The organism is Citrobacter sp. CK181 (assembly GCF_030333595.1).
GTDB classification, from domain to species: domain Bacteria; phylum Pseudomonadota; class Gammaproteobacteria; order Enterobacterales; family Enterobacteriaceae; genus Citrobacter_B; species Citrobacter_B koseri.
The window spans coordinates 702,960-722,635 of record NZ_JAOWFN010000014.1 but is presented as its reverse complement, the minus strand read 5'-3'; the positions used below and the strand labels follow the sequence as shown (position 1 = coordinate 722,635).

At 54.6% G+C, this 19,676-nt stretch carries 23 protein-coding genes and 1 pseudogene; 7 read left to right on the top strand and 17 right to left on the bottom strand.

All coding sequences use genetic code 11. From position 1 onward, the window contains the following. Positions 1 to 73: 73 nt before the first annotated feature. The 6 genes and pseudogenes from OGW17_RS16955 to OGW17_RS16930 form a co-directional block, all read left to right on the top strand. Positions 74 to 240, top strand: a pseudogene (locus tag OGW17_RS16955) (DUF905 family protein); the annotation flags it as partial. Between the two features lie 102 nt (positions 241 to 342). After that, positions 343 to 801 (top strand): antirestriction protein, encoded by a 459-nt coding sequence (locus OGW17_RS16950; protein WP_071260047.1) that lies wholly within the window; start codon positions 343 to 345, stop codon positions 799 to 801. A gap of 8 nt (positions 802 to 809) precedes the next feature. Continuing rightward, positions 810 to 1,292, top strand: a complete 483-nt coding sequence (radC, locus tag OGW17_RS16945; protein ID WP_071260045.1) for a RadC family protein — start codon at positions 810 to 812, stop codon at positions 1,290 to 1,292. Positions 1,293 to 1,300: 8 nt separating this feature from the next. Beyond that, positions 1,301 to 1,522 (top strand): DUF987 domain-containing protein, encoded by a 222-nt coding sequence (locus tag OGW17_RS16940; protein ID WP_058668641.1) that lies wholly within the window; start codon positions 1,301 to 1,303, stop codon positions 1,520 to 1,522. A gap of 17 nt (positions 1,523 to 1,539) precedes the next feature. Continuing rightward, positions 1,540 to 1,857, top strand: coding sequence for a type IV toxin-antitoxin system YeeU family antitoxin (locus OGW17_RS16935; RefSeq protein WP_071260043.1), 318 nt, complete (start codon positions 1,540 to 1,542; stop codon positions 1,855 to 1,857). A gap of 20 nt (positions 1,858 to 1,877) precedes the next feature. Continuing rightward, positions 1,878 to 2,246, top strand: a complete 369-nt coding sequence (locus tag OGW17_RS16930) for a TA system toxin CbtA family protein (RefSeq protein WP_081353228.1) — start codon at positions 1,878 to 1,880, stop codon at positions 2,244 to 2,246. Between the two features lie 256 nt (positions 2,247 to 2,502). Here the strand turns inward: OGW17_RS16930 and OGW17_RS16925 are convergent, their stop codons facing one another. The 9 genes from OGW17_RS16925 to OGW17_RS16885 all read right to left on the bottom strand — a co-directional run bounded on the left by OGW17_RS16925 (position 2,503) and on the right by OGW17_RS16885 (position 11,263). Continuing rightward, positions 2,503 to 3,534: a methionine synthase gene (locus OGW17_RS16925; protein ID WP_071260041.1), complete on the bottom strand. Its 1,032-nt coding sequence runs from the start codon at positions 3,532 to 3,534 to the stop codon at positions 2,503 to 2,505. 27 nt (positions 3,535 to 3,561) lie between these two features. Continuing rightward, entirely contained in the window at positions 3,562 to 4,545 is a 984-nt protein-coding gene (locus tag OGW17_RS16920) for a DUF1852 domain-containing protein (protein ID WP_071260039.1), read from the bottom strand. Positions 4,546 to 4,814: 269 nt separating this feature from the next. Continuing rightward, positions 4,815 to 6,038, bottom strand: coding sequence for a Zn-dependent hydrolase (locus OGW17_RS16915; RefSeq protein ID WP_071260037.1), 1,224 nt, complete (start codon positions 6,036 to 6,038; stop codon positions 4,815 to 4,817). Next, on the bottom strand, positions 6,035 to 6,517 hold the full coding sequence (locus OGW17_RS16910) for an L-2-amino-thiazoline-4-carboxylic acid hydrolase (RefSeq protein ID WP_012133757.1): 483 nt from the start codon (positions 6,515 to 6,517) through the stop codon (positions 6,035 to 6,037). The genes OGW17_RS16915 and OGW17_RS16910 overlap by 4 nt, the downstream gene beginning before the upstream one ends. A 17-nt stretch (positions 6,518 to 6,534) precedes the next feature. Next, complete coding sequence (locus OGW17_RS16905; protein ID WP_047458708.1) at positions 6,535 to 7,692, bottom strand: branched-chain amino acid ABC transporter substrate-binding protein; 1,158 nt, start codon at positions 7,690 to 7,692, stop codon at positions 6,535 to 6,537. A gap of 27 nt (positions 7,693 to 7,719) precedes the next feature. Continuing rightward, entirely contained in the window at positions 7,720 to 8,439 is a 720-nt protein-coding gene (locus OGW17_RS16900; RefSeq protein ID WP_071260035.1) for an ABC transporter ATP-binding protein, read from the bottom strand. Continuing rightward, positions 8,432 to 9,199, bottom strand: a complete 768-nt coding sequence (locus OGW17_RS16895; protein ID WP_058668649.1) for an ABC transporter ATP-binding protein — start codon at positions 9,197 to 9,199, stop codon at positions 8,432 to 8,434. Before OGW17_RS16895 ends, OGW17_RS16900 begins: the two co-directional genes overlap by 8 nt. Further along, positions 9,196 to 10,302 carry a branched-chain amino acid ABC transporter permease gene (locus OGW17_RS16890; protein WP_071260033.1) on the bottom strand — a complete coding sequence of 369 codons (1,107 nt, stop codon included), beginning with the start codon at positions 10,300 to 10,302 and terminating at the stop codon, positions 9,196 to 9,198. The genes OGW17_RS16895 and OGW17_RS16890 overlap by 4 nt, the downstream gene beginning before the upstream one ends. Positions 10,303 to 10,312: 10 nt before the next feature. Then, complete coding sequence (locus tag OGW17_RS16885) at positions 10,313 to 11,263, bottom strand: branched-chain amino acid ABC transporter permease (RefSeq protein ID WP_024130638.1); 951 nt, start codon at positions 11,261 to 11,263, stop codon at positions 10,313 to 10,315. A gap of 171 nt (positions 11,264 to 11,434) precedes the next feature. Here OGW17_RS16885 and OGW17_RS16880 point away from each other — a divergent pair, with 171 nt between their 5' ends. Then, positions 11,435 to 12,367, top strand: a complete 933-nt coding sequence (locus OGW17_RS16880; RefSeq protein ID WP_047458702.1) for a LysR substrate-binding domain-containing protein — start codon at positions 11,435 to 11,437, stop codon at positions 12,365 to 12,367. A 52-nt stretch (positions 12,368 to 12,419) separates the two neighbouring features. Here the strand turns inward: OGW17_RS16880 and OGW17_RS16875 are convergent, their stop codons facing one another. From OGW17_RS16875 to OGW17_RS16840, 8 genes are all read right to left on the bottom strand, one after another. Then, positions 12,420 to 13,226, bottom strand: coding sequence for a phosphate/phosphite/phosphonate ABC transporter substrate-binding protein (locus OGW17_RS16875; RefSeq protein ID WP_071260031.1), 807 nt, complete (start codon positions 13,224 to 13,226; stop codon positions 12,420 to 12,422). Next, entirely contained in the window at positions 13,223 to 14,227 is a 1,005-nt protein-coding gene (locus OGW17_RS16870; RefSeq protein ID WP_071260029.1) for an ornithine cyclodeaminase family protein, read from the bottom strand. Before OGW17_RS16870 ends, OGW17_RS16875 begins: the two co-directional genes overlap by 4 nt. Next, positions 14,224 to 15,195, bottom strand: a complete 972-nt coding sequence (locus OGW17_RS16865) for an ABC transporter ATP-binding protein (RefSeq protein ID WP_071260027.1) — start codon at positions 15,193 to 15,195, stop codon at positions 14,224 to 14,226. The genes OGW17_RS16870 and OGW17_RS16865 overlap by 4 nt, the downstream gene beginning before the upstream one ends. A gap of 12 nt (positions 15,196 to 15,207) precedes the next feature. Then, positions 15,208 to 15,840 carry an ABC transporter permease gene (locus tag OGW17_RS16860; RefSeq protein ID WP_071260025.1) on the bottom strand — a complete coding sequence of 211 codons (633 nt, stop codon included), beginning with the start codon at positions 15,838 to 15,840 and terminating at the stop codon, positions 15,208 to 15,210. Then, the gene (locus OGW17_RS16855) at positions 15,837 to 16,460 is read right to left on the bottom strand and encodes an ABC transporter permease (RefSeq protein ID WP_071260023.1); all 624 of its coding nucleotides are present in this window, start codon (positions 16,458 to 16,460) and stop codon (positions 15,837 to 15,839) included. The genes OGW17_RS16860 and OGW17_RS16855 overlap by 4 nt, the downstream gene beginning before the upstream one ends. After that, a complete protein-coding gene (locus OGW17_RS16850) occupies positions 16,460 to 18,004 on the bottom strand; it encodes an HAL/PAL/TAL family ammonia-lyase (RefSeq protein WP_081353226.1) in 1,545 nt (514 codons plus the stop codon). Before OGW17_RS16850 ends, OGW17_RS16855 begins: the two co-directional genes overlap by 1 nt. Positions 18,005 to 18,013: 9 nt before the next feature. Then, complete coding sequence (locus tag OGW17_RS16845) at positions 18,014 to 18,895, bottom strand: glycine betaine ABC transporter substrate-binding protein (RefSeq protein ID WP_071260020.1); 882 nt, start codon at positions 18,893 to 18,895, stop codon at positions 18,014 to 18,016. Positions 18,896 to 19,074: 179 nt separating this feature from the next. Then, a complete protein-coding gene (locus OGW17_RS16840) occupies positions 19,075 to 19,662 on the bottom strand; it encodes a LuxR C-terminal-related transcriptional regulator (protein ID WP_071260017.1) in 588 nt (195 codons plus the stop codon). Positions 19,663 to 19,676 lie beyond the last annotated feature (14 nt).

Here is a 19,676-nt window from a genome sequence, read left to right as displayed (position 1 = left end):
CCAATCGCTTTATGACCTATTTCAGTGGGTATCGGCTGATTGCGCAGCAGGGGCACTGGTACCTGCAGGTATCACCGGCATTAACATTGAAGACGACCAGGGCAGTCACGTCCGCCTGATAGTTTGCGATGGCGAAGGTCGGATGGTTGGCGGGCATGGAACTTTGAACCGGATGCCGGTGATGATCTTAACCGCTATATCCGCAAACTAGGTATCTGTACGGACGTATCCACCCGCTGACCCCGAATCATTTACCTGCAACATTCAACCTTCCCGAACACACATTATTACCTCATACGCCAGCCATCGCTGCTGGCGTTTTTTATTAACGGAGACATACCCATGACAACAGCGGCACAAAATAATCTTGCATCTGCTAACGAGTCCGAATTTGAACTGACCGTAACGAAGGTACCTAACGAACAGCATCTCGATTTCTGGCCACAACACTTTGGCACTATCCCGCAGTGGATCACGCTGGAACTCCGTATTTTCACCTGGATGGACCGCTTCTGTGATGAGTACAACGGTGGTATCTGGTCCTTTTACACGCTCAGCAATGGCGGCGCGTTTATGGCTCCCGATGCTGACAGTTACGATAAATGGCATCTGCTCAACAGCATGAACGGCAACGATGCAGATATGAGCGCGGAAGCCGCAGGTATCGCTGTCTGCCTGATTGAATACAGCCATCACGCCTGTCGCACCGAATGCGATGCCATGACTGAGCACTATTACTGTCTGCGGGATTACGCCCTGCAGCACCCTGAATCCAGCGCCATTCTGAGCATTATTGATTGAGGATACTCATGATGGAACAGTCAATTACCCCACTGGCTTCGGTACTCCCACTAGCCGCGCAACGCACGGTAAAACGCGCCTTAACGCTGCTTGACCGCCACCTGCGTGAAACAGGCGTGGCATTCACCTCCACTCAGGCTGCCCGTGACTGGCTGAAACTGAAAATGGCGGGACTGGAGCGTGAAGAGTTTATGGTGTTGTATCTGAACCAGCAGAACCAGTTGATTGCCCACGAAACCCTGTTTGCCGGTTCTATTAGTAGCACCGAGGTACATCCCCGTGAGGTGGTCAAACGCGCCCTGTACTTCAATGCAGCAGCAGTGATACTGGCGCATAACCATCCCTCCGGTGACATCACACCCAGCCAAGCTGATAAGACCATCACACAGCGTCTGGTGCAGGCGCTTCAGCTCGTTGATATCCGTGTGCCTGATCATCTCATCGTCGGTGGCACGCAAATATTGTCTTTCGCCGAACACGGTCTGCTTTGAGGCAATACATGAAAATTATCAGTAAACGCCGGGCGATGACGATTTACCGTCAGCATCCGGCTTCCCGCATTTTTCGCTACTGCACCGGCAGATACCAGTGGCACGGCAGTGTCTGTCATTACACCGGTCTTGTAGTTCCTGACATTCCCGGTGTGCTGGCGATATACGCCGAACGCCGCCAGGATCGCAACGGGCCTTATGCCTGTCTGATGACTATCACCCTGAACTGACAATAAAGAGGTTATAAATGAAAAACACCACATGGGGCCTACAGCGGGATATCACGCCGCGCCTGGGAGCACGTCTGGTGCAGGAGGGCAACCGGCTGCACTATCTGGCTGACCGGGCAAGTATCACCGGTAAGTTTAGTGATACCGAATGCCTGAAGTTGGATTTCGCATTCCCGCATTTTATCAGTCAGATGGAATCAATGCTGACTACTGGTGAAATGAACCCTCGCCATGCCCACTGTGTCATCCTGTACCACAACGGTTTTACCTGCGAAGCCGATACTCTTGGTAGTTGCGGCTACGTATATATCGCTGTTTATCCCACTCAACGCTAACGAATTTCACGAGAGCAAGCATGAAAACTCTACCTGCTACAATTTCGCGGGCGGCGAAGCCCTGTCTGTCTCCAGTGGCTGTCTGGCAAATGTTACTGGCACGCCTGCTGGAAAAACACTATGGTCTGACCCTGAACGATACGCCGTTCTTTGATGAATCCGTTATACAGGAACATATCGATGCCGGTATCACTCTGGCTAATGCCGTTAACTTTCTGGTAGAAAAGTATGAGTTAGTACGTATCGATCGCACAGGATTTACCTCACAGGAACAAGCGCCATATTTGACTGTGACAGATATCCTTCATGCCAGGAGAGCATGCGGATTAATGAACAGTTGTTCGTATCGGGAAGTAAGTAATATTGTTCTTAGCCGATCACGGCAGTGAGGAGAGCTCCAAGAGTCGAGAAGATTTGCACGGTCTGTAACGAAATTGGTGATATTGGCGACTCGATGAAAGGCTCATCGAGTCCCATGAAAAACAAGGTGGGGGCACAAAAGGGGGCACTTATAAAGATGAAACAAGAAAATGTGTATATTTATCAATGGTTATATAGGTTGTGTTATGTTCCTATTATCGCACCATTTCAAATTCCTCTCAGATCTACCGAAATCAACTTATAGCCCGTATCTTATTAACAGAGTCATTTAGCCGAAAGTTCTCTTCGGATGATTTCTGCGCCTGCGCTTAGGGCATCGAGCTTACCTCTGGCTACCTGACGAGATAAGGGAGCCATACCACAGTTGGTAGAAGGATAGAGCTTGTCGGCATCGACAAACTGAAGCGCTTTGCGTAACGTACTGGCGACTTCTTCTGGTGTCTCAATGGTATTGGTTGCCACGTCAATGGCCCCTACCATGACTTTTTTACCGCGAATCAGTTCAAGCAGATCCATTGGAACATGCGAGTTATGACATTCCAGTGAGATGATATCGATATTAGACGTTTGCAGTTTGGGAAAAGCTTCTTCATATTGTCTCCACTCTGACCCCAGCGTCTTTTTCCAGTCGGTATTGGCTTTGATGCCATATCCATAGCAGATATGCACAGCGGTCTCGCATTTTAGCCCTTCAATGGCTTTTTCTAACGCGGCGATCCCCCAGTCATTCACTTCATCAAAAAACACATTAAATGCGGGCTCATCAAACTGGATAATATCGACGCCGGCAGCTTCTAACTCTCTGGCTTCCTGATTGAGAATTTTTGCAAATTCCCAGGCCAGCTTTTCGCGGCTTTTATAGTGGGCATCGTAGAGCGTATCGATCATCGTCATAGGCCCTGGCAGCGCCCATTTAATTGGCTGACGAGTGAGCTGGCGTAAATACTTTGCATCTTCAACAAAAACGGGTTTTTGACGCGCTACCGCATCAACAACGGTCGGTACGCTCGCATCATAGCGATTACGAATTTTAACAATCTGACGTTTCTCAAAATCAACGCCGCTGAGGTGTTCAATAAACGTGGTGACAAAGTGTTGGCGCGTTTGCTCACCATCACTAACAATATCAATACCTGCCTGTAGTTGATCATCCAGGGATAAACGTAGCGCATCTTGTTTTCCCTCGATTAATTCCTCATTTTGCAATTTCCAGGGCGACCAAAGCGTCTCAGGTTGAGCAAGCCAGGAAGGTTTAGGTAAACTGCCAGCCGTTGAAGTGGGTAGTAATATTTTCATAATCGATGACCTTTTATTTTCGGTTAATCAAAGAGCGTAGTGAGCAGACCATTTTTCAAGAATATCTTTGTATGGTTTGATGAAGTGCTCTTCTGTAAACTTTCCTTGCTCAATAGCCAGCTGGCTGCGTTCTTCCCGATCATAAACAATTTTTGTTAATGAATGATCCTGGTGGTTCAGATTTGGTTGATAGCATTGACCTGCTGCGGCGTTGGCATTGTAAATTTCAGGTCGGTAAATCTTCTGGAACGTCTCCATCGTGCTGATGGTGCTGATAAGCTCAAGATTCGTGTAATCACTAAGTAAATCACCAGAAAAATAAAAGGCCAAAGGTGCAACGCTATTTTTTGGCATAAAATAGCGAACCTGCAAATCCATTTTATTGAAGTATTTCTCAGTTAACGAAGATCCACCTGGCTGGTATTCGATACCCAATACAGGATGCTGATTCCCAGTCCGATGATAGATATCGTTACTTGACACGCTGAGACATATCACAGGTGGTTTTTTGAAATGCTCTTTGTATTCATTTGAGTTTATGAAATGTTTAAATATGTTCCCATGCAAATCACCAAAATTATCTGGAATGCTAAACTCAGGTTTGTTTTTGTTATGCTCTGGCAGTAATACGCTAAAGTCATAATCTCGCACGTAAGAGGAGAAATTATTCCCGACAATACCTTCAAAACGTTCGTTGTTCTTTTTGTCAATAATATTGGTTTTTAATATTTCAATTGCAGGGAACGTATCGCTGCTGCTATCAACGTTAATATTCATCGCAACAGAAATGATATCAAGTTCCACAGAATAACGATCGCTTTTGGGGTTATCCCAATACGCCAGTGTATTGAAGCGATTGTCAATCATCACTAACGTGTTGCGTAAGTTTTCCTGGCGGTTCTTTCCTCTGGCCAGATTCGCAAAGTTGGTAGTAATACGCGTATTTTCCGAAGGGTTATAATGTTCATCAAAGCGACTGCTTTTGATCGTAAATGTAAAATCGTTATTCATCGTGATCCTGCATCCTAAGTCATGATATGAAAACTGAATTAATTTATTGATTTTACAGAGTTACCTGACTTTATTATTTAGCAGTATTCATGTTATCAATAAGTGAGTAAGGTCTCTTTTATGCCAGAGTCACTGGATGAGTGAAAGAGACTTAATTTCATTACAACATGAGTCATATTCATGGTCTGCTGTATGGTCAAACCCGGTCATGCTTGTAATCGATTAAGTTGAATAGTGATTCTTCCACCTGACCGGTTCACCTGGCTCTGTTATTCAAGCGCAGCTGGCAGGAGGCTGTGCAGCAGAACATTAGCGCCTTTTTCTGCCCATTCCGGCTGAATATTTTCTGCCTCGTTATGGCTGATGCCTTTTTCGCAGGGGATAAAAATCATGCTGGCGGGCGCGATTTTGCTGATATAACAGGTATCGTGACCGGCGCCGGACACCATCCGTTTGCTGCTGTATCCCAGTGCCTGGGCCGCGTTTGCGCTGCGCTGTAGACAGGTCTCGTCAAATGCGATGGGGGCGTAATCGAAGATACGTTCCACGTCGAGCTGAATGCCGCGCTGATTCAGATCGGCGGTTGCCTTGCGAAGCGCCGTTTCCATTGCCTGGAGGACGGTAGTCTGTGGATGACGAAACTCCACGCTGCAATGTACTTCCCCTGGCACTACGTTACGCGATCCCGGTGAAATCTGCGCCATGCCGATTGTCGCTCTGCCGTCTGGTTCGTGCTGATTGCCAATGTCTTCCACCGCCAGCGCCAGACGGGCGAAGGCGGTCAACGCATCGCGGCGGCTGGCCATTGGCGTGGTGCCGGCATGGGCGGCAAATCCGCGAATTACAACGTTGAACCAGCGCTGGCCCATAGCGGCATGCACCAGGCCGATATCAATACCTTCCTCTTCGAGAATCGGGCCTTGCTCGATATGTAGCTCGTAACAGGTGTAGACAGGGAAGGCGACGGCGGGCTGGTCGCCACGGTAACCGATGGCCTCAAGCGCTTCGCCGACGCTGATGCCATCCTGATCTTCACGCGCCCATGCGTATTGTTGTGTGAACTGCCCGCTCCAGACGCCGGAGGCCAGCATTGCTGGCGCGAAGCGCGCGCCTTCTTCATTGGTCCAGTTGACCAGTACAATATCGCGTTCGGTCTCAATGTTCTGATCGTTTAACGTACGCAGCACTTCCAGCCCGGCCAGAACGCCGTAAATTCCATCATATCGCCCACCCAGCGGCTGAGAATCAACGTGTGAACCGGTCATCACCGGCGCAAGCTGTGGTTTTTTACCGGCGCGGCGAATAAACATGTTGCCCATGCTATCGATTTCGCAGCGAAACCCGGCTTCCTGCGCCCAGTCGCGCAGTAAATCACGAGCGAGGCGATCCTCATTGCTTAATGCCAGTCGGGTGACGCCACCGGCTGGCGTGCCGCCGATTTGCGCCATTATCTCAAGCGTTGACCATAAACGCTCTGCATTCACGCGGATCATACGTCTTCCTTTTTGGTGCGATAGCGAAAGTCACAGCATGCGCCACCCTGCATGATGGTGGTCGTACGGGTCAGCTCCACGTCGGGCGCGTAGCCGACGATAAATTTCTCATCTCGGGCGCAGGAGAGCAGGTGGCCAATCTCACCGAGGCCCATCTCGTGGTACATCTCGGCATAACGGCAGCGGGTGACGTTATAGTTGTACTGCTTGTCGTCGGCGTCGATCACTTTGACATCCAGCGCGTTATCCTTCTCCCACAGGTATTGCAGGGCGATAAAACTCTTCACGTCTGTGCCATTCGGCTCCTTGCGCGCAAATTCTTTACCGGCATCGATCGCCGCCTGCTCAATGGCTTCGCCAATGACCGCCTGGGCGCGGGCTTTCCCTATCTCGCGCACCAGGATTTCATAGATTGGTTTAATAATCTCTGCTTCTATTTTGCGGCGGGCGAGAATGCCCAGCTCATTATTATCACTCATCACATTGCCTCACTGCGTTACTTCGTTTTGGCGCCGCCCAGTACCGTTTGCGGCTGCCATTTACCATCCACGACTTTGTAGACGGTGAAAGACGGCGATTTCAGGTTGCCTTCATTATCAAAAGCGATCTGCCCGGTAACGCCGGAATAGCTTATTGCGCGCAGAACCGGCAAATACTCAGCCGGATCGACAGAGTCGGCTTTTTCCATCGCGGCAACCAGAACGCGGGTGGCGTCATAGGCGAATGGGGCGTGGAGTTCAATATGGGTGTGGTAGCGAGACTGATACTCTTGCTCGAACGCCTTACCGCCCGGCATCTGCTCAACCGGCAGGCCCGGCTCCAGCGCCACGACGCCTTCACCTTCTTTCTGGGCCAGTTGCAGGAAGGTCTGGCTGACGAAGCCGCCTGCGCCCATCAGCGTGGCGTTCATACCCAGCTGTTTGATACGACGCGCCAGCGGCGCGGCCTGGCTATCCACACCGCCGAAGAAGATCAGGTCAGCGTTTTTGCTACGAATGGCGGTCAGCACGGCGCTGAAATCCACGGTTTTGTCGTCAACGTACTGGCGGTCAACAATCTTCACGCCCTGCGCTTCAAGTGATTTTATAAACTCGTCAGCCAGCCCCTGACCGAATGCGGTACGGTCGTCGATCACGGCAATACGTTTTGCCTTCAGGGTATTCACCGCATACTGACCGGCAAACTGGCCGCCGTCATCGTCATGCCCCATCACACGGAAGCTGGTATCAAAGCCCTGTCTGGTATAGGCATGGCCGGTGGCAACGGGCGCGACCTGGGCGATACCCGCATCGTGATAAACGCGTGCCGCCGGAATACTGGTGCCGGTATTCCAGTGGCCGACTACGCCCGCCACGCCGCTATCGACCAGACGCTGCGCCACAGCCACGGCAGTGCGCGGGTCGGACTGATCGTCTTCAGATTGCAGCCTGAAGGTCACCGCTTTACCACCGATGGTCGGGTGCTGCTTGTTGATATCGTCAATCGCCAGTTGGGCGCCGTTCTCCAGATCTTTACCAATACGGGCAGACGGGCCGGTAAGCGGGCCCGCAAGACCGATGGTCACGGTTTCGCTTTTAGCTGACCATGCACCTGTAGAGGCAAAACTACTGAGCAGAATAGCGGCGCTGAGCGCACTGATTTTTACTGTTTTCATTGTTTTTCCCTGCTGTTGGTGAGTGTGTTAAACAGGCATTTCGCCCAAATAAATCTGTGCAATTTGATCGTCATTAAGCATCGCTTTCGACTCGCCGTGATGCACAATGCTGCCGCTGTCCATCACCCAGGCGCTGTCGGTTACTTCCAGCGCCAGTCGGGCGTTTTGTTCAATGAGCAGCAGGGCGACGCCGCGTGCGCGCAGCCCGGCGATCACGGTAAAAATGTTTTCCACCATCCTGGGGGCTAACCCCATAGACGGCTCGTCGAGGATCAGCAAACGCGGGCGGCTCAGCAGGGCGCGGTTGAGCGCCAACAGCTGCTGCTCGCCGCCAGAGAGCAGTCCTGCAAGCTGGTGCTGGCGTTCGCCAAGACGCGGGAAACGCTCAAAAATCTCTGCCATTTCGCGCTTAACGCGGGCGGCGTCACGCCTTAACCATGCCCCCATCTGCAAATTTTCAAGCACCGTCATGCGGGCAAAGATGCCGCGACCTTCCGGCACCATCACCAGCCCGTTGCGCAGCAGCGTCTCCGGTTTCTGTTTGCGTACGGCTTTGCCATTGAACTCAATGTTGCCGTTAAAACTTTCCAGCCCGGTGATGGCGCGCACGGTGGAACTTTTACCCGCGCCGTTGGCGCCAATCAGCGTGGCTTGTTCACCCTCATGCAGGGTAAAGGAGATATCGCGAACGGCCTGAATACCGCCGTAATGCACATCCAGGCGTTCCACCTTCAGTAACTCAGACATGCTTATTGCCTCCAAGCCAGGCTGCGATAACTGCCGGGTCGCGACGCACGCTATCCGGCGTGCCGCAGGCCAGCGTTTTGCCGTAATCGAGCACCGTCAGGCGGTCGCAGATGTTCATCACCAGCTTGACGTCGTGCTCGATCATCAGCAGGGTTTTGCCATCTTCACGAATACGGATTAACAGCTCGCCAAGCGCGACCTTCTCGGCGGCATTCATCCCCGCAGCAGGTTCGTCAAGCGCCAGAAGCAGCGGATCTGTAGCCAGCGCGCGGGCGATCTCAAGACGACGCTGGTGGCCATAGGCCAGATCGCAGGCGCGGTAATGGGCAAACTTTGCAATGCCGGTGTACTCCAGCCAGCGCCAGGCCTGTTCGCGGGTTTGCGCTTCTTCCTTACGGGCGCGTTTATGGCGGCTCAGTGCAGCCCATAGCCCATTACGGGTACGAACGTGGCGACCGACCATCACGTTTTCCAGCACCGACATCTCGTTGAACAGACGCACGTTTTGAAAAGTGCGTGCAATCCCGGCGGCGGTGACTTTCTCTATCTGTTTTGGGTAATAGGGTTGGTCTGCAATAAAAAACGCCCCCCTGTCTGCCGGGTAAAGCCCGGTAATTAGGTTAAAACAGGTGGTTTTTCCGGCTCCGTTGGGGCCGATCAGACCGTAGATCTCGCCTTTATTGATGGAAAGCGAAACATCGTCCACGGCGGTCAGGCCGCCAAAGCGTTTGGACATATTGCTCACGGTTAACAGGCTCATGCTTTCACCTCTTTGTGGCGAACCGGCCAGATACCGGATGGGCGAACCAGCATCACCAGCACCAGTGCAAGGCCGTAGAAGAGCTGACGCAAAATTTCCGGGTCAATCAGTACCGTGCCGAACAACATCTGTTGAACAGGGGCCGCCTGGCTACGGAGCAGTTCCGGCAGGGCGGTCAGGAGTACCGCACCGAGGATCACTCCGGGGATATGGCCCATACCGCCCAGCACCACCATCGCCAGCACGGCAATGGACTCTTGCAAGGTGAAGGATTCCGGGGAGACAAATCCCTGAAACGCGCCAAACAGTGCGCCAGCGACGCCGCCAAACGAGGCGCCCATAGCAAAAGCCAGCAGCTTATAGTTGCGCACGTTAATGCCCATCGCGCGGGCCACGTCTTCGTCCTCACGAATCGCGTGCCAGGCGCGGCCGATACGTGAGTGTTGCAGGCGCAGGCAGACAAAAATGATCGCCACAATGACCAGCATCAGCAGGTAGTACCACAGCCACAACGCGGGTACTTTAAAGCCGAGCCAGTGATAAACACCGCTGAACTTCAGGCCAAACAGATTAAGCGTATCCACGCCGGTGATGCCTTTGGCACCGTTGGTGATATTCAGCGGGCGATCGAGGTTGCGCATCAGAATGCGGATAATTTCGCCAAAGCCCAGCGTAACAATTGCCAGATAATCCCCGCGCAGCTTCAGCGTCGGTGCGCCAAGCAAAATGCCGCATACGGCAGCGACCAGTGCCGCAGCCGGAACGATCAGCAGATACGAGGTATGTAGCCCGTCCGGGAACCAGACGGTGAGGATTGGGAACACCTCAGACAGATGGGGAGAGGCCAGCAGAGCGGCCAGATAAGCCCCAACGGCATAAAAGGCAATAAACCCCATATCCAGCAGGCCGGTATAGCCCACGACGATATTGAGCCCCAGCGCCAGCATGATGTAGAGCAGGGCGAAATCGATCACGCGGACCCAGTAGTTACCGCCAAGCTGACTGGCAACGACAGGAGCGATCAGCAATGCGATGCAGAACAAAGCCATGCCTGACCAGAATTTGCGCGTCGTGGCTGGAGCTTGCAGTTGTACGGTTGTCATTGATTTTCCCTTACGCTCTGTGCGCCACGCGCTCGCCCAACAAACCTGCCGGACGGAATACCAGCACCAGGATCAACACGATGAAGGCAAACACGTCCTGGTAATTACTGCCAAAGACGCCGTTAGTGAGCTCACCGAGATAGCCCGCACCCAGCGCTTCTATGACGCCCAGTAAAATCCCGCCGATCATCGCGCCGCGAATATTGCCAATGCCGCCAAGCACGGCGGCGGTGAACGCTTTAATTCCGGGGAGAAAGCCCATTGAGAAGCTGGCGTTACCGTAGTTGCTCGCCATCATCACGCCGGCCAGCGCCGCAAAAATGCCGCCGATAGCAAACGTCAGGGTGATGATGGCGTTTGGGTTAACGCCCATCAGCGTGGCGACCCGCGGATTCTCAGCCACTGCGCGCATGCCTCGCCCGAGGCGAGTGTATTCAACCAGCAGCCACAGACCGGTCATGACCGCCAGCGCCAGCCCGACGGTGACAATGCCGGTGAGAGTGATAATCGCGGGTGGATGAGTTTCGCCACCGGAGGTCACGGCGATCGGGGCCATTGACAGGATCTGCGGGAACATCAGCGGGTTGCGGGTCCAGACGATCATCGCCACGGTTTGCAGTAATACGGAAACGCCGATACCGGAGATCAGCGGAGCCAGTCGTGGGGCGTTACGCAGCCTGCGATAGGCGAAACGTTCTACCGCCATTGCCAGCAGGGCGCAGACGGCCATCGCAATGAGCAGCGCTACACCGAGTTGCAATAACTGCGGCATAGCAGGGAAGGTATGATTCAGGACATTGATGGCGGAGAGCGTAGTAAGCGCGCCAACCATCAGGATATCGCCGTGAGCAAAGTTAATAATACGCAAAATACCATACACCATGGTATAGCCCAGCGCGATCAGCGCGTAGATGCTGCCCAGCATCACACCGTTTATCAGTTGTTGTATGAGTGTGTCCAACGTTTGTACCCGACAAATTGCTCTTTCAGTGGGTACCATCCAATAATTGAATAAAATTGTAAAATACACATATATTATTTCTTATGATAAACAGATATTTTTATATCTTAATGATTAATATGATTATTTTATTAATCACAAAACAAGGTTATAGCCTAAAGAAATCAATATATGAATAAAACAGAACAATTGACGACATTGCCCTCCTTTGCGGAGAGTCGCCTTGCCAACGATCCTCCGTTGCGGGCGGTGCGCGCCTTTGAAGCCATTGCCCGGTTAGGAAGCGTGACGCAAGCCGCGAGGGAACTGGCGATTTCTCCATCTGCGGTTAGCCATCAGCTCAAGTTACTTGAGGGATATCTGCAAATCGCGCTCACCGAACGGCATGGGCGACGACTGGCGCTGAGCCAGCAAGGGCGTGAATATTATCGTTCGATCCGTGCGGCGTTTAACGTTTTGCGTCAGGCGACGGAGCATCTGGTGGAGCAGGAGCAGACCCGGCAGGTAACGATTAGCCTGATTCCGCTTTTTGGGATGGGCTGGTTTATTCCTCGCCTGCCGATGTTTATGCGCGCGAATCCGCATACCGAGATTAACGTGGTGTATGCCAATCACCGCAACTATCTGAGTGACGCTTCAGACATGTCGATCCGCTTCGGCAATGGCAACTGGGCGGGATACCAGAGTGAAAAACTGATTTCCGGGCGCATGGTGCCGGTATGCAGCCAGGCGTTTTTGCGACTGCATGGTCATATTGATACCCCGGAGCAACTGATGCAGATGCCGCTGCTGCATGATGAAGAACGAACCACCTGGCATCAATGGTTTATTCAGCAGGGCGTGAAGCGTTCCCCGCCGCGCAGCGGCCCCTTGTTTGAGGACGGTCTGCTGACGCTGGCGGGCGTACAGGCAGGACTGGGATGCGCCCTGATGCGCGAACCCCTCATTATGCCGTACCTGGATAAAGGCGAGCTGGTGAAGATTTTCGATCTGCCAATAGATGACGGGCGCGACTACTATTTGTGCGTCCGCCAGGATAGTGAAATGACGCAGGATGGCAAACTATTACAGAACTGGTTAAGGCGCGAAGCGGCTACCGTATAACGATATCACCGCATATGAAGCGAATAAGGGGCGACATAATGAAATGCCGTTTTCAGCGCAGCGTTGCATAGCCTCTGGAGAACGCAATTTCTTCCCGGTCGCAGACGACTTGCCAGGCGTCTGCTGACGGGGTGATAAATCCCCGCAGCCCCAGAGGCCGTAATAGCGTGGCGTCGCGTTCTGTGTTCAGCGTCAGCAGCGCCGTTTGCAGCGCCGTAATGGCCTGTGGATTAACGGTATCGCTTGCCACCAGTAAAGGCATCGGTGCGGGAACGCTGCGCGTCAGTATGCGCACATGGCGCGTTAATTCCGGCTCATACCGGCACAGAAGCGACCAGGCATAGCTGTCCAACGGGCCGACATCCGCTTCGCCCGCCGCCAGCGCTTCCACCACGCGTCGCGGGGTGATTAGCGGCCCGACAAGCGTGCGATAGAGCGTCTTTCGCGTCTCGTTAATGTATGCCGACAGATGATAGCGTACCGCGTTATAGCCGGAGTGCGACTCCGGGTTGGTATACGCCAGCCGCCCGCCGAACGTCTCTTCCAGACATCTGGCGGTAGACGATGTCGGCACCATAAATAGGGTGCGGTAGTGCCCTGGAATCCCTTCCCTGGCGGCCTCTTCCGTAACCGGCGCGGCCACCGGGCGTACCGGAAAGCGCCGCTGCGCGAAGGGCCAGCCGCACATGAATACCGCCAGCAGATCGGAACGAGCCCATAGCCCCTCCAGTCTGGCCGGGGCCGGGTAGTCAACAATCTCTGCCGTCAGCCCGGCGCGGCGCACGGCTTCGGGCAGGAGTCTTTTCCACCCCTCCGCCGCTGCCGGAGTTACCGAGTACATTCTTGCGTTAACAATCATCGGTAACGTAGCTCCTGACCAATACCCAGCGCACGCGCTTTCTTCAGCATCGTATGCCCCAGTGCAATATCGCTTAGCGACAGCCCCCGGTGCCAGAAGAGGATGGTTTCATCATCATTTTCACGGCCTGGCTTCGTGCCCGCGACAATGTCGCCCAGCTCGGCATGCAGGGTATGCTCACTTAATTTTCCCGCTTCTACGTGGGCTCGCAGTGAACCAAACATGCCGCCTTTGCACTGCCCCCAGTCGTCCACCACCAGCTTGTCCATCATGTCGGTGAGCGACAGCTCCACGGCGCTCATGGTGCCGTAGGGCACAACAAAGGTGCCGGGCTTTATCCATTCTGTTTTTAACAGCGGCGTCGGCGCATTAAGACGCGAGGCTTCGACCACAATATCCGCGCCGCGCACGCAGCTTTCCCAGTCATCGGTAACGATGATTTTTTTGCCGAGATCCTGCTCCAGACGGCGGGCAAATGCGGTACGGCTTTCCGGGCGACGCGAATGAATGCGGATTTCATCAAAATCATAAATGCTGTTGAGCAGACGAACGTTCCACCAGGCGGTTCCCCGCGCGCCGATATGTCCCAGCACTTTACTGTTGCGGCGGGCAAGGTGGCGTGCGCCCAGCGCGGTAAGCGCGCCGGTGCGCATATCGGTGATCGCTGACGCGTCCAGAATGGCGACCGGCATCCCGGTGCGCGGATCGAACAGGTTCAGCAGCGCCATTTCCGAGGGCAGCCCGAGCGTATAGTTATTGACGTAATCGCCGACGATTTTTACCCCGGCGAGTCCCAGCGGTTCGATATAACCGCGCAGCACGTTAAAGTGGCCGTTAAACGCTTTATCGGGAATTAAATGCATGCGCGGTTCAATGACTGTTTTTTTCTCTCCCTGTGCCCGCAGCCCGTCCTCCACCGCCGTGAGGATTTCTGTATCCGTGAGCTTCAGTTGGTCAACGTCGGGGCCGTTTAGCCAGGTTAAATGGATGGGTTGAGTCATAAATTTCTCTCACTGGTAGCATGGTTCGCATCGGGTCGTACGTGGGTGAAAAGCCGCTGGCGAGTTAATACGCCAACGGGCGCGCCGCATTTGGTGACGGTGATGCTGTCGGCGCGCCGGGAAAGCATCAGCGCCAGCGCATCTTTCAGAGTAGCGTTGACGTCAAGCCGTTGTGGATGGTCAGCGCTCAGAGACGTTTCCATCGCCTGGGCTACCGGGGTAATAGCAAGAAGTTTCAGCGCCGCATCGCTGCCGACAAAAGCCGCGACGAACTCATCTGCCGGGGCTGAGAGCACTTCAGCGGGCGGGGCATACTGGCACAGGCGTCCTTCGCGCATAATGGCGATGCGATCGCCCATTTTGATGGCCTCATCAAGATCGTGAGTGACGATAATCACCGTCTTTTTCACGCGTTGCAGAATCTGCTTAAACTCGGTCTGTAATCGCCCGCGAACCAGCGGATCGATGGCGCCGAACGGTTCATCCATCAGCATGACCGGCGGGTCCGCCGCCAGTGCGCGGGCAACGCCGACCCGTTGCCGCTGACCACCGGAAAGCGCGGCAGGAAATCGGCTGGCGTATTGCCGGGCATCCAGCCCGACCAGTTCCAGTAATGTTTCCACTCGCGCCTGAATACGCGAGGCGCTCCAGCCCAGCAGGCGCGGCACCGTGGCAATGTTGTCCGCGACGGTCATATGCGGGAACAGTCCGACGTTCTGAATAACGTAGCCGATATGCCGACGCAGCATCACCGGATCTTCCGTTGCGACGTCGCGCCCATTTACCCGGACACGCCCGGAAGTGGGTTGTTCCAGCCGGTTGATTAAGCGCATGGTGGTGGTTTTACCGCAGCCGGAAGGGCCAATCAGGGCCGTGGTGGTTCCCTCTTCAAACGTCATGGAGAGATCGTCAAGCGCTTTACGCGGCGATCCAGGATAAATTTTGCTAATATTTTCCAGTGTAATCATTGTATTAGCCCTTTACGCCGGCTGAGAAAACAGGCGCTCAAGCAGGGAGAAAAGCGCTTCGATAGCCATAGCGAGCAGAATAATCGGCACCGCGCCGACCAGCAGGCGCGACATGTCCATGATGGCAATGCCGGTGGTGACAAAATCCCCCAGACCGCCGCCACCGATAAATGACGCCAGAGCCGCGCCGCCGACAACCTGTACGGCGGCGGTACGGCAGCCGGCGAGAATGCCGGGAGCCGCCAGAGGCAGTACGATTTTGCCTGTGACCTGCCAGGGCGTGAGGCCCATGCCGTGCGCCGCTGAGAGCGTATCCGGGTTCACGGACTGAATGCTGGTGCAGGTGTTGAGCAAAATCGGCGGCACGGCCAGCACCACCAGCGCGACGACTGAAGGCAGCAGGCCAATACCGAGAAACGGCATGACCGCCGCAAGGATCGCCAGACTTGGGATCGTCCGCAGCGTGCTGGCGCCGCTGGTGATGATAAAAGCGAGGCGAGGGATGTTCGCGATCAGCACGCCCGTCGGGATAGCAATAATCAGGGCGATGCTGAGCGCCAGCCCGCACATCATCAGATGCTGCCACACTGCCTGCCAGAACAGCGGCTGGTTATCCAGCACCCATAGCCATGCCTGGATTATCATTGGTCTCTCCCCTGTAAAACGCGCCGCTGTAGCCGGACAAAAAACAGATCCGCGCCGATCGCCAGCAGCGACGTCAGGCCGCCGCCGATAAATATTTTCTCTGGATAGCGCTGATCCAGCCCGGCGAGAATAATTGCGCCAAGTCCACCGGCGTTGATATATGCCGCGACCGTAGCGATGCCGATAAGCGTGGTAGTGGCAATGCGCAGTCCGGTGATGATGAACGGTAGCGCCAGCGGCAGTTCCACTTCGCGCAGATTGCGCCAGGCGCCATATCCCATTCCGCGCGCCGCTTCGCGGACGTCCAGCGGAATGGCATGAAAACCGGTGGCAATATTGCGGGTCAGGATCATCAGCGCATAGGCTGTCAGCCCGACAATCGCCGGGAGCATTCCGATGCCGAGCCACGGGATGAGCAGTGCGAATAGCGCCAGCCCTGGAATGGAAAAAATCATGCCGGTGACCGCCATCACCAGCGCATACAGTCGCGGGCGGCGGGCGGTGGTAATGCCGAGAAACAGTGAAATAGTGAACGCCATCAGCATTGCGGCGCCGACCAGTACCAGATGCTGCCAGAGCGCCAGCAGAATGTCGTCATAGTGTCGCGTCGCCCAGCGCATCAGGAGGTCTCCAGCAATACGGTCTGGCCTGCAAGCCATTCCGGCTGCATTATCGCGTCGGCCAGAACGGAAATATCGCCAGCGCTGGCGCGATCTTCATCCAGCGGCGCCACCCGAGCGCGAATCTTGTCGTGTAATGCCGTTGCATAGCGTCCTGGCCGTGGCGACGCCTGAAGATCCAGCGCCTGCGCGGCGACCAACAGTTCAATGGCCACCAGATAGTGCAGGCTTTCCAGTAGTCGTGTGGTTTTGGCGACCACCCCCATTGCCTGCGAGGCGTAATCTTCAATCCGATCGGCTACCGGCATCGTCAGCGGGGAGAGCGGCTGGGCATGATGGGCGATATCGCTGACCAGCGCGGAAACCGTCTTTTGCAGCGTGGCGAAGCCTGTCTGCCCGGCGTGGCGGGTGAGAAAACGCGGCAGGCCGCTGGCGGCGGGTGACATCAGTTTCATGATGCGTTCGCCGCTGCATGCGGCATGGCGGGCGAGAGCCAGCCCGAGGCTTTCCAGTGCCAGTGCCAGATGCGTGGCATCAAAATTGGCATTTGCCAGGACCTGTTCAGACTCAGCCAGCAGGCCGGGATTGTCGTCGGCGCTGTTGAGTTCCAGTTCCACCGCCGCGCGGGCATTCAACCAGGCATGGCAAACGCAGGCCAGCACCGGCGCGACGCAGCGGAAGCTGAGCGGGTCCTGCAACGAACGCGCGCTGCCGGGCTGGAGTAGCGGGCTGCCTTCCAGCAGCGCCAGCAGATACGCGGCGGTCTTAGCCTGTTGTGGTGCGGGGCGCATCCGCGCCGCCCAGGGCGTCAGCGGCGAGATATTAGCGCGAAACGCTTCAAACGAGAGCGCGATAGCGCCCGCGTGGGCGTTCATAAGCCGGGCGGCGTCGTGCAGCAGCAGCGCGGCGAGGCCGACGCTGGCGGCGTTAGACGACACCAGCGCCAGCCCGTCTTTTCCACGCAGCGGCGCAGGCGTCAGACCCGTCTGGTTCAGCAGTGCGGAGACCGGCGCCACCGTACCCTGATATTCCGCTTCGCCATCGCCGATGAGCGCGCGTCCGATATGCGCCAGCGGCGCGAGATCCGCTTCGCCAATAGATCCGATAAGCGGAACGCGCGGATGGATGCCTTCGTTGATAAAGGCCAGCAGCGTCTGCGCCACGGGCAGAGAAATACCCGATGCGCCCTGCACGAAACCCGCAAGACGCGCCAGCATGATCGCGCGAACCTGTGCGGGCGTTGCCTGCTGGCCGACGCCGACCGCCCGCGCCAGCGGGATTCGTCGCTGAATCGCCTGTAGCAGATCCTCATCGTGACGGTCATTTTGCGTGTGCAGCAGCGTCGTATCGACATTAGCGCCAAGCCCGGTGGTGACGCCATAGATATGTTTTCCGGCGCTGATGCTGTGCAGCAGAAAATCAAAGGACGCGCTGATGGCCTGCTGCGCCTGCGCCCCCAGCGCGACAGTCTGGCCGCAGCCAGCGACAGCTCGCATGTCATCAAGCGTGAGCGGCGCGTCGCCCAGAAAAAGTGTCGTTGTCACGGTCGTACCCTATTTAATTACGCCTTTTGCGCGCAAAAAGTCTTCCGCCACATCGCGCGGTTCTTCTTTATTCTTTTCCACTTCCGCATTCAGTTTTTGCATCGTGGCGTTATCAAGCAACTGGCTGATGTTATTTAAAATGTCGCGAACCTGAGGATGTGCCTGTAGTGCTGTATCGCGCACGACCGGCGCAACTTCGTAGGGAGGGAAGAGTTGTTTGTCGTCTTCCAGTGCGACATACTGGTTTTCCGCGATTTGCCAGTCGGTTGCGAAGCCGTTTGCGACGTCTATTTGCCCGGCAGCAAGGGCGTCGTAGCGCAGGCCGACTTTGGCAAACTGGCGGAAGGCTTTAAATTTAATGCCGTAGGTCTGCTCCAGCCCTTTCAGGCCGTCCTGACGGTCGCCAAACTCCGCACCTGCGCCGATGGTCAGTTCCGGCGCGGCTTTGGCGAGATCGGAGAGCGTTTTCAGGTGGTATTTCTCTGCGGTTTGTTTGCTCACCAGCAGTGCGTAGCCGTTGTTCACGCGGGCTGGTTGCAGCCAGGTGAGATGATATTGCTGCTGGTAGGCGTCGCTGACCTGCTTAAACACCTGTGCGGCATCGGAGGAGGGCTTTCCTTTGACCACTGCGCTGAGCGCCGTACCGGTATATTCCGGGTACATATCAATTTCGCCTTTCAGCAGCGCGGCGTGGGCGATTAGCGTCCCGCCCAGGTTTGTTTTGCGTTCAACGGAAAGACCGGATTGCTCCAGTGCCTGGGCATAGATTTCCGCCAGAATATATTGTTCGGTAAAGTTTTTGCTGCCCACAACGAAATCCGCTGCCTGCGCCTGCGCTGCGAACAACCCCAGCGCCAGCCAGGAGGCTGCCAGTTTGTTTTTTATGCTCATCCCCGTTTCCCCGCAAAGAAATGCATGAATTTACTTGTATATACAAACCAGCGAAGCTAGCAGCATATTGACGGCGCATGAAATAGGGATTCGTTCTTTCTTATAACGAAACTTTAAATGTTTACTATTTGGCTGACTTCTCCTCGTACCAGCATCGCCAGACAAGTTTCAGACGGGGCTCAGTGCCGTTGAATGGTCTTAACGGCGGAGAGTGCCGGGTGGATACATAAGTAATTTTGGCTGCTCAGTAATCCCATCTTTTTTAATGCCGACCTCTTGTAGTAAGAGACCGTTTTTTCAGAGATGTTTATTGCGCTGTACATTCGTTTCACATTCCCGGCGCGGACTAACTCACTGAGAATAAAAAACTCTTTGTCAGTGATGGTGTTACTTTCCGTATTTTTTCTATTTGAAATAGCTATCAGAATATCGTTTAATTCTGATAATGTTTTGTTTTTATTGAAGTAATATACACCGTACTGGCAAAAGAAATGGCGACGGGAATGCAGGCCTGACGGTGATATGCACAGCGTAACCTTACTAAAGAAAAAGGTTATTAACCTGTCGAGTAAACCCGGCTCTCTGACGGAGAGCAACACAACGGTATCTTTTGATAGCGAAAAAGAGGTGGTTAGTGTGAAACGTTCAAACTCGGCAGCATCGCTTAAAAAAATGCTTTCAACACGCGTACCTGACTCTTTCATCCCTTTCGATATACCCGTCAGATAATAGACGTCATCAGACACTATCACTATTTTCGACTTCATTTGAATCCCTTTTT

Excerpts from the sequence above, each read along its gene's own strand:
- OGW17_RS16950 (WP_071260047.1), top strand. The coding sequence starts at position 343 with ATGACAACAGCGGCACAAAATAATCTTGCATCTGCTAACGAGTCCGAA.
- radC (WP_071260045.1), top strand. The coding sequence starts at position 810 with ATGATGGAACAGTCAATTACCCCACTGGCTTCGGTACTCCCACTAGCC.
- OGW17_RS16940 (WP_058668641.1), top strand. The coding sequence starts at position 1,301 with ATGAAAATTATCAGTAAACGCCGGGCGATGACGATTTACCGTCAGCAT.
- OGW17_RS16935 (WP_071260043.1), top strand. The coding sequence starts at position 1,540 with ATGAAAAACACCACATGGGGCCTACAGCGGGATATCACGCCGCGCCTG.
- OGW17_RS16930 (WP_081353228.1), top strand. The coding sequence starts at position 1,878 with ATGAAAACTCTACCTGCTACAATTTCGCGGGCGGCGAAGCCCTGTCTG.
- OGW17_RS16925 (WP_071260041.1), bottom strand. The coding sequence starts at position 3,534 with ATGAAAATATTACTACCCACTTCAACGGCTGGCAGTTTACCTAAACCT.
- OGW17_RS16920 (WP_071260039.1), bottom strand. The coding sequence starts at position 4,545 with ATGAATAACGATTTTACATTTACGATCAAAAGCAGTCGCTTTGATGAA.
- OGW17_RS16915 (WP_071260037.1), bottom strand. The coding sequence starts at position 6,038 with ATGATCCGCGTGAATGCAGAGCGTTTATGGTCAACGCTTGAGATAATG.
- OGW17_RS16910 (WP_012133757.1), bottom strand. The coding sequence starts at position 6,517 with ATGAGTGATAATAATGAGCTGGGCATTCTCGCCCGCCGCAAAATAGAA.
- OGW17_RS16905 (WP_047458708.1), bottom strand. The coding sequence starts at position 7,692 with ATGAAAACAGTAAAAATCAGTGCGCTCAGCGCCGCTATTCTGCTCAGT.
- OGW17_RS16900 (WP_071260035.1), bottom strand. The coding sequence starts at position 8,439 with ATGTCTGAGTTACTGAAGGTGGAACGCCTGGATGTGCATTACGGCGGT.
- OGW17_RS16895 (WP_058668649.1), bottom strand. The coding sequence starts at position 9,199 with ATGAGCCTGTTAACCGTGAGCAATATGTCCAAACGCTTTGGCGGCCTG.
- OGW17_RS16890 (WP_071260033.1), bottom strand. The coding sequence starts at position 10,302 with ATGACAACCGTACAACTGCAAGCTCCAGCCACGACGCGCAAATTCTGG.
- OGW17_RS16880 (WP_047458702.1), top strand. The coding sequence starts at position 11,435 with ATGAATAAAACAGAACAATTGACGACATTGCCCTCCTTTGCGGAGAGT.
- OGW17_RS16875 (WP_071260031.1), bottom strand. The coding sequence starts at position 13,226 with ATGATTGTTAACGCAAGAATGTACTCGGTAACTCCGGCAGCGGCGGAG.
- OGW17_RS16870 (WP_071260029.1), bottom strand. The coding sequence starts at position 14,227 with ATGACTCAACCCATCCATTTAACCTGGCTAAACGGCCCCGACGTTGAC.
- OGW17_RS16865 (WP_071260027.1), bottom strand. The coding sequence starts at position 15,195 with ATGATTACACTGGAAAATATTAGCAAAATTTATCCTGGATCGCCGCGT.
- OGW17_RS16860 (WP_071260025.1), bottom strand. The coding sequence starts at position 15,840 with ATGATAATCCAGGCATGGCTATGGGTGCTGGATAACCAGCCGCTGTTC.
- OGW17_RS16855 (WP_071260023.1), bottom strand. The coding sequence starts at position 16,460 with ATGCGCTGGGCGACGCGACACTATGACGACATTCTGCTGGCGCTCTGG.
- OGW17_RS16845 (WP_071260020.1), bottom strand. The coding sequence starts at position 18,895 with ATGAGCATAAAAAACAAACTGGCAGCCTCCTGGCTGGCGCTGGGGTTG.
- OGW17_RS16840 (WP_071260017.1), bottom strand. The coding sequence starts at position 19,662 with ATGAAGTCGAAAATAGTGATAGTGTCTGATGACGTCTATTATCTGACG.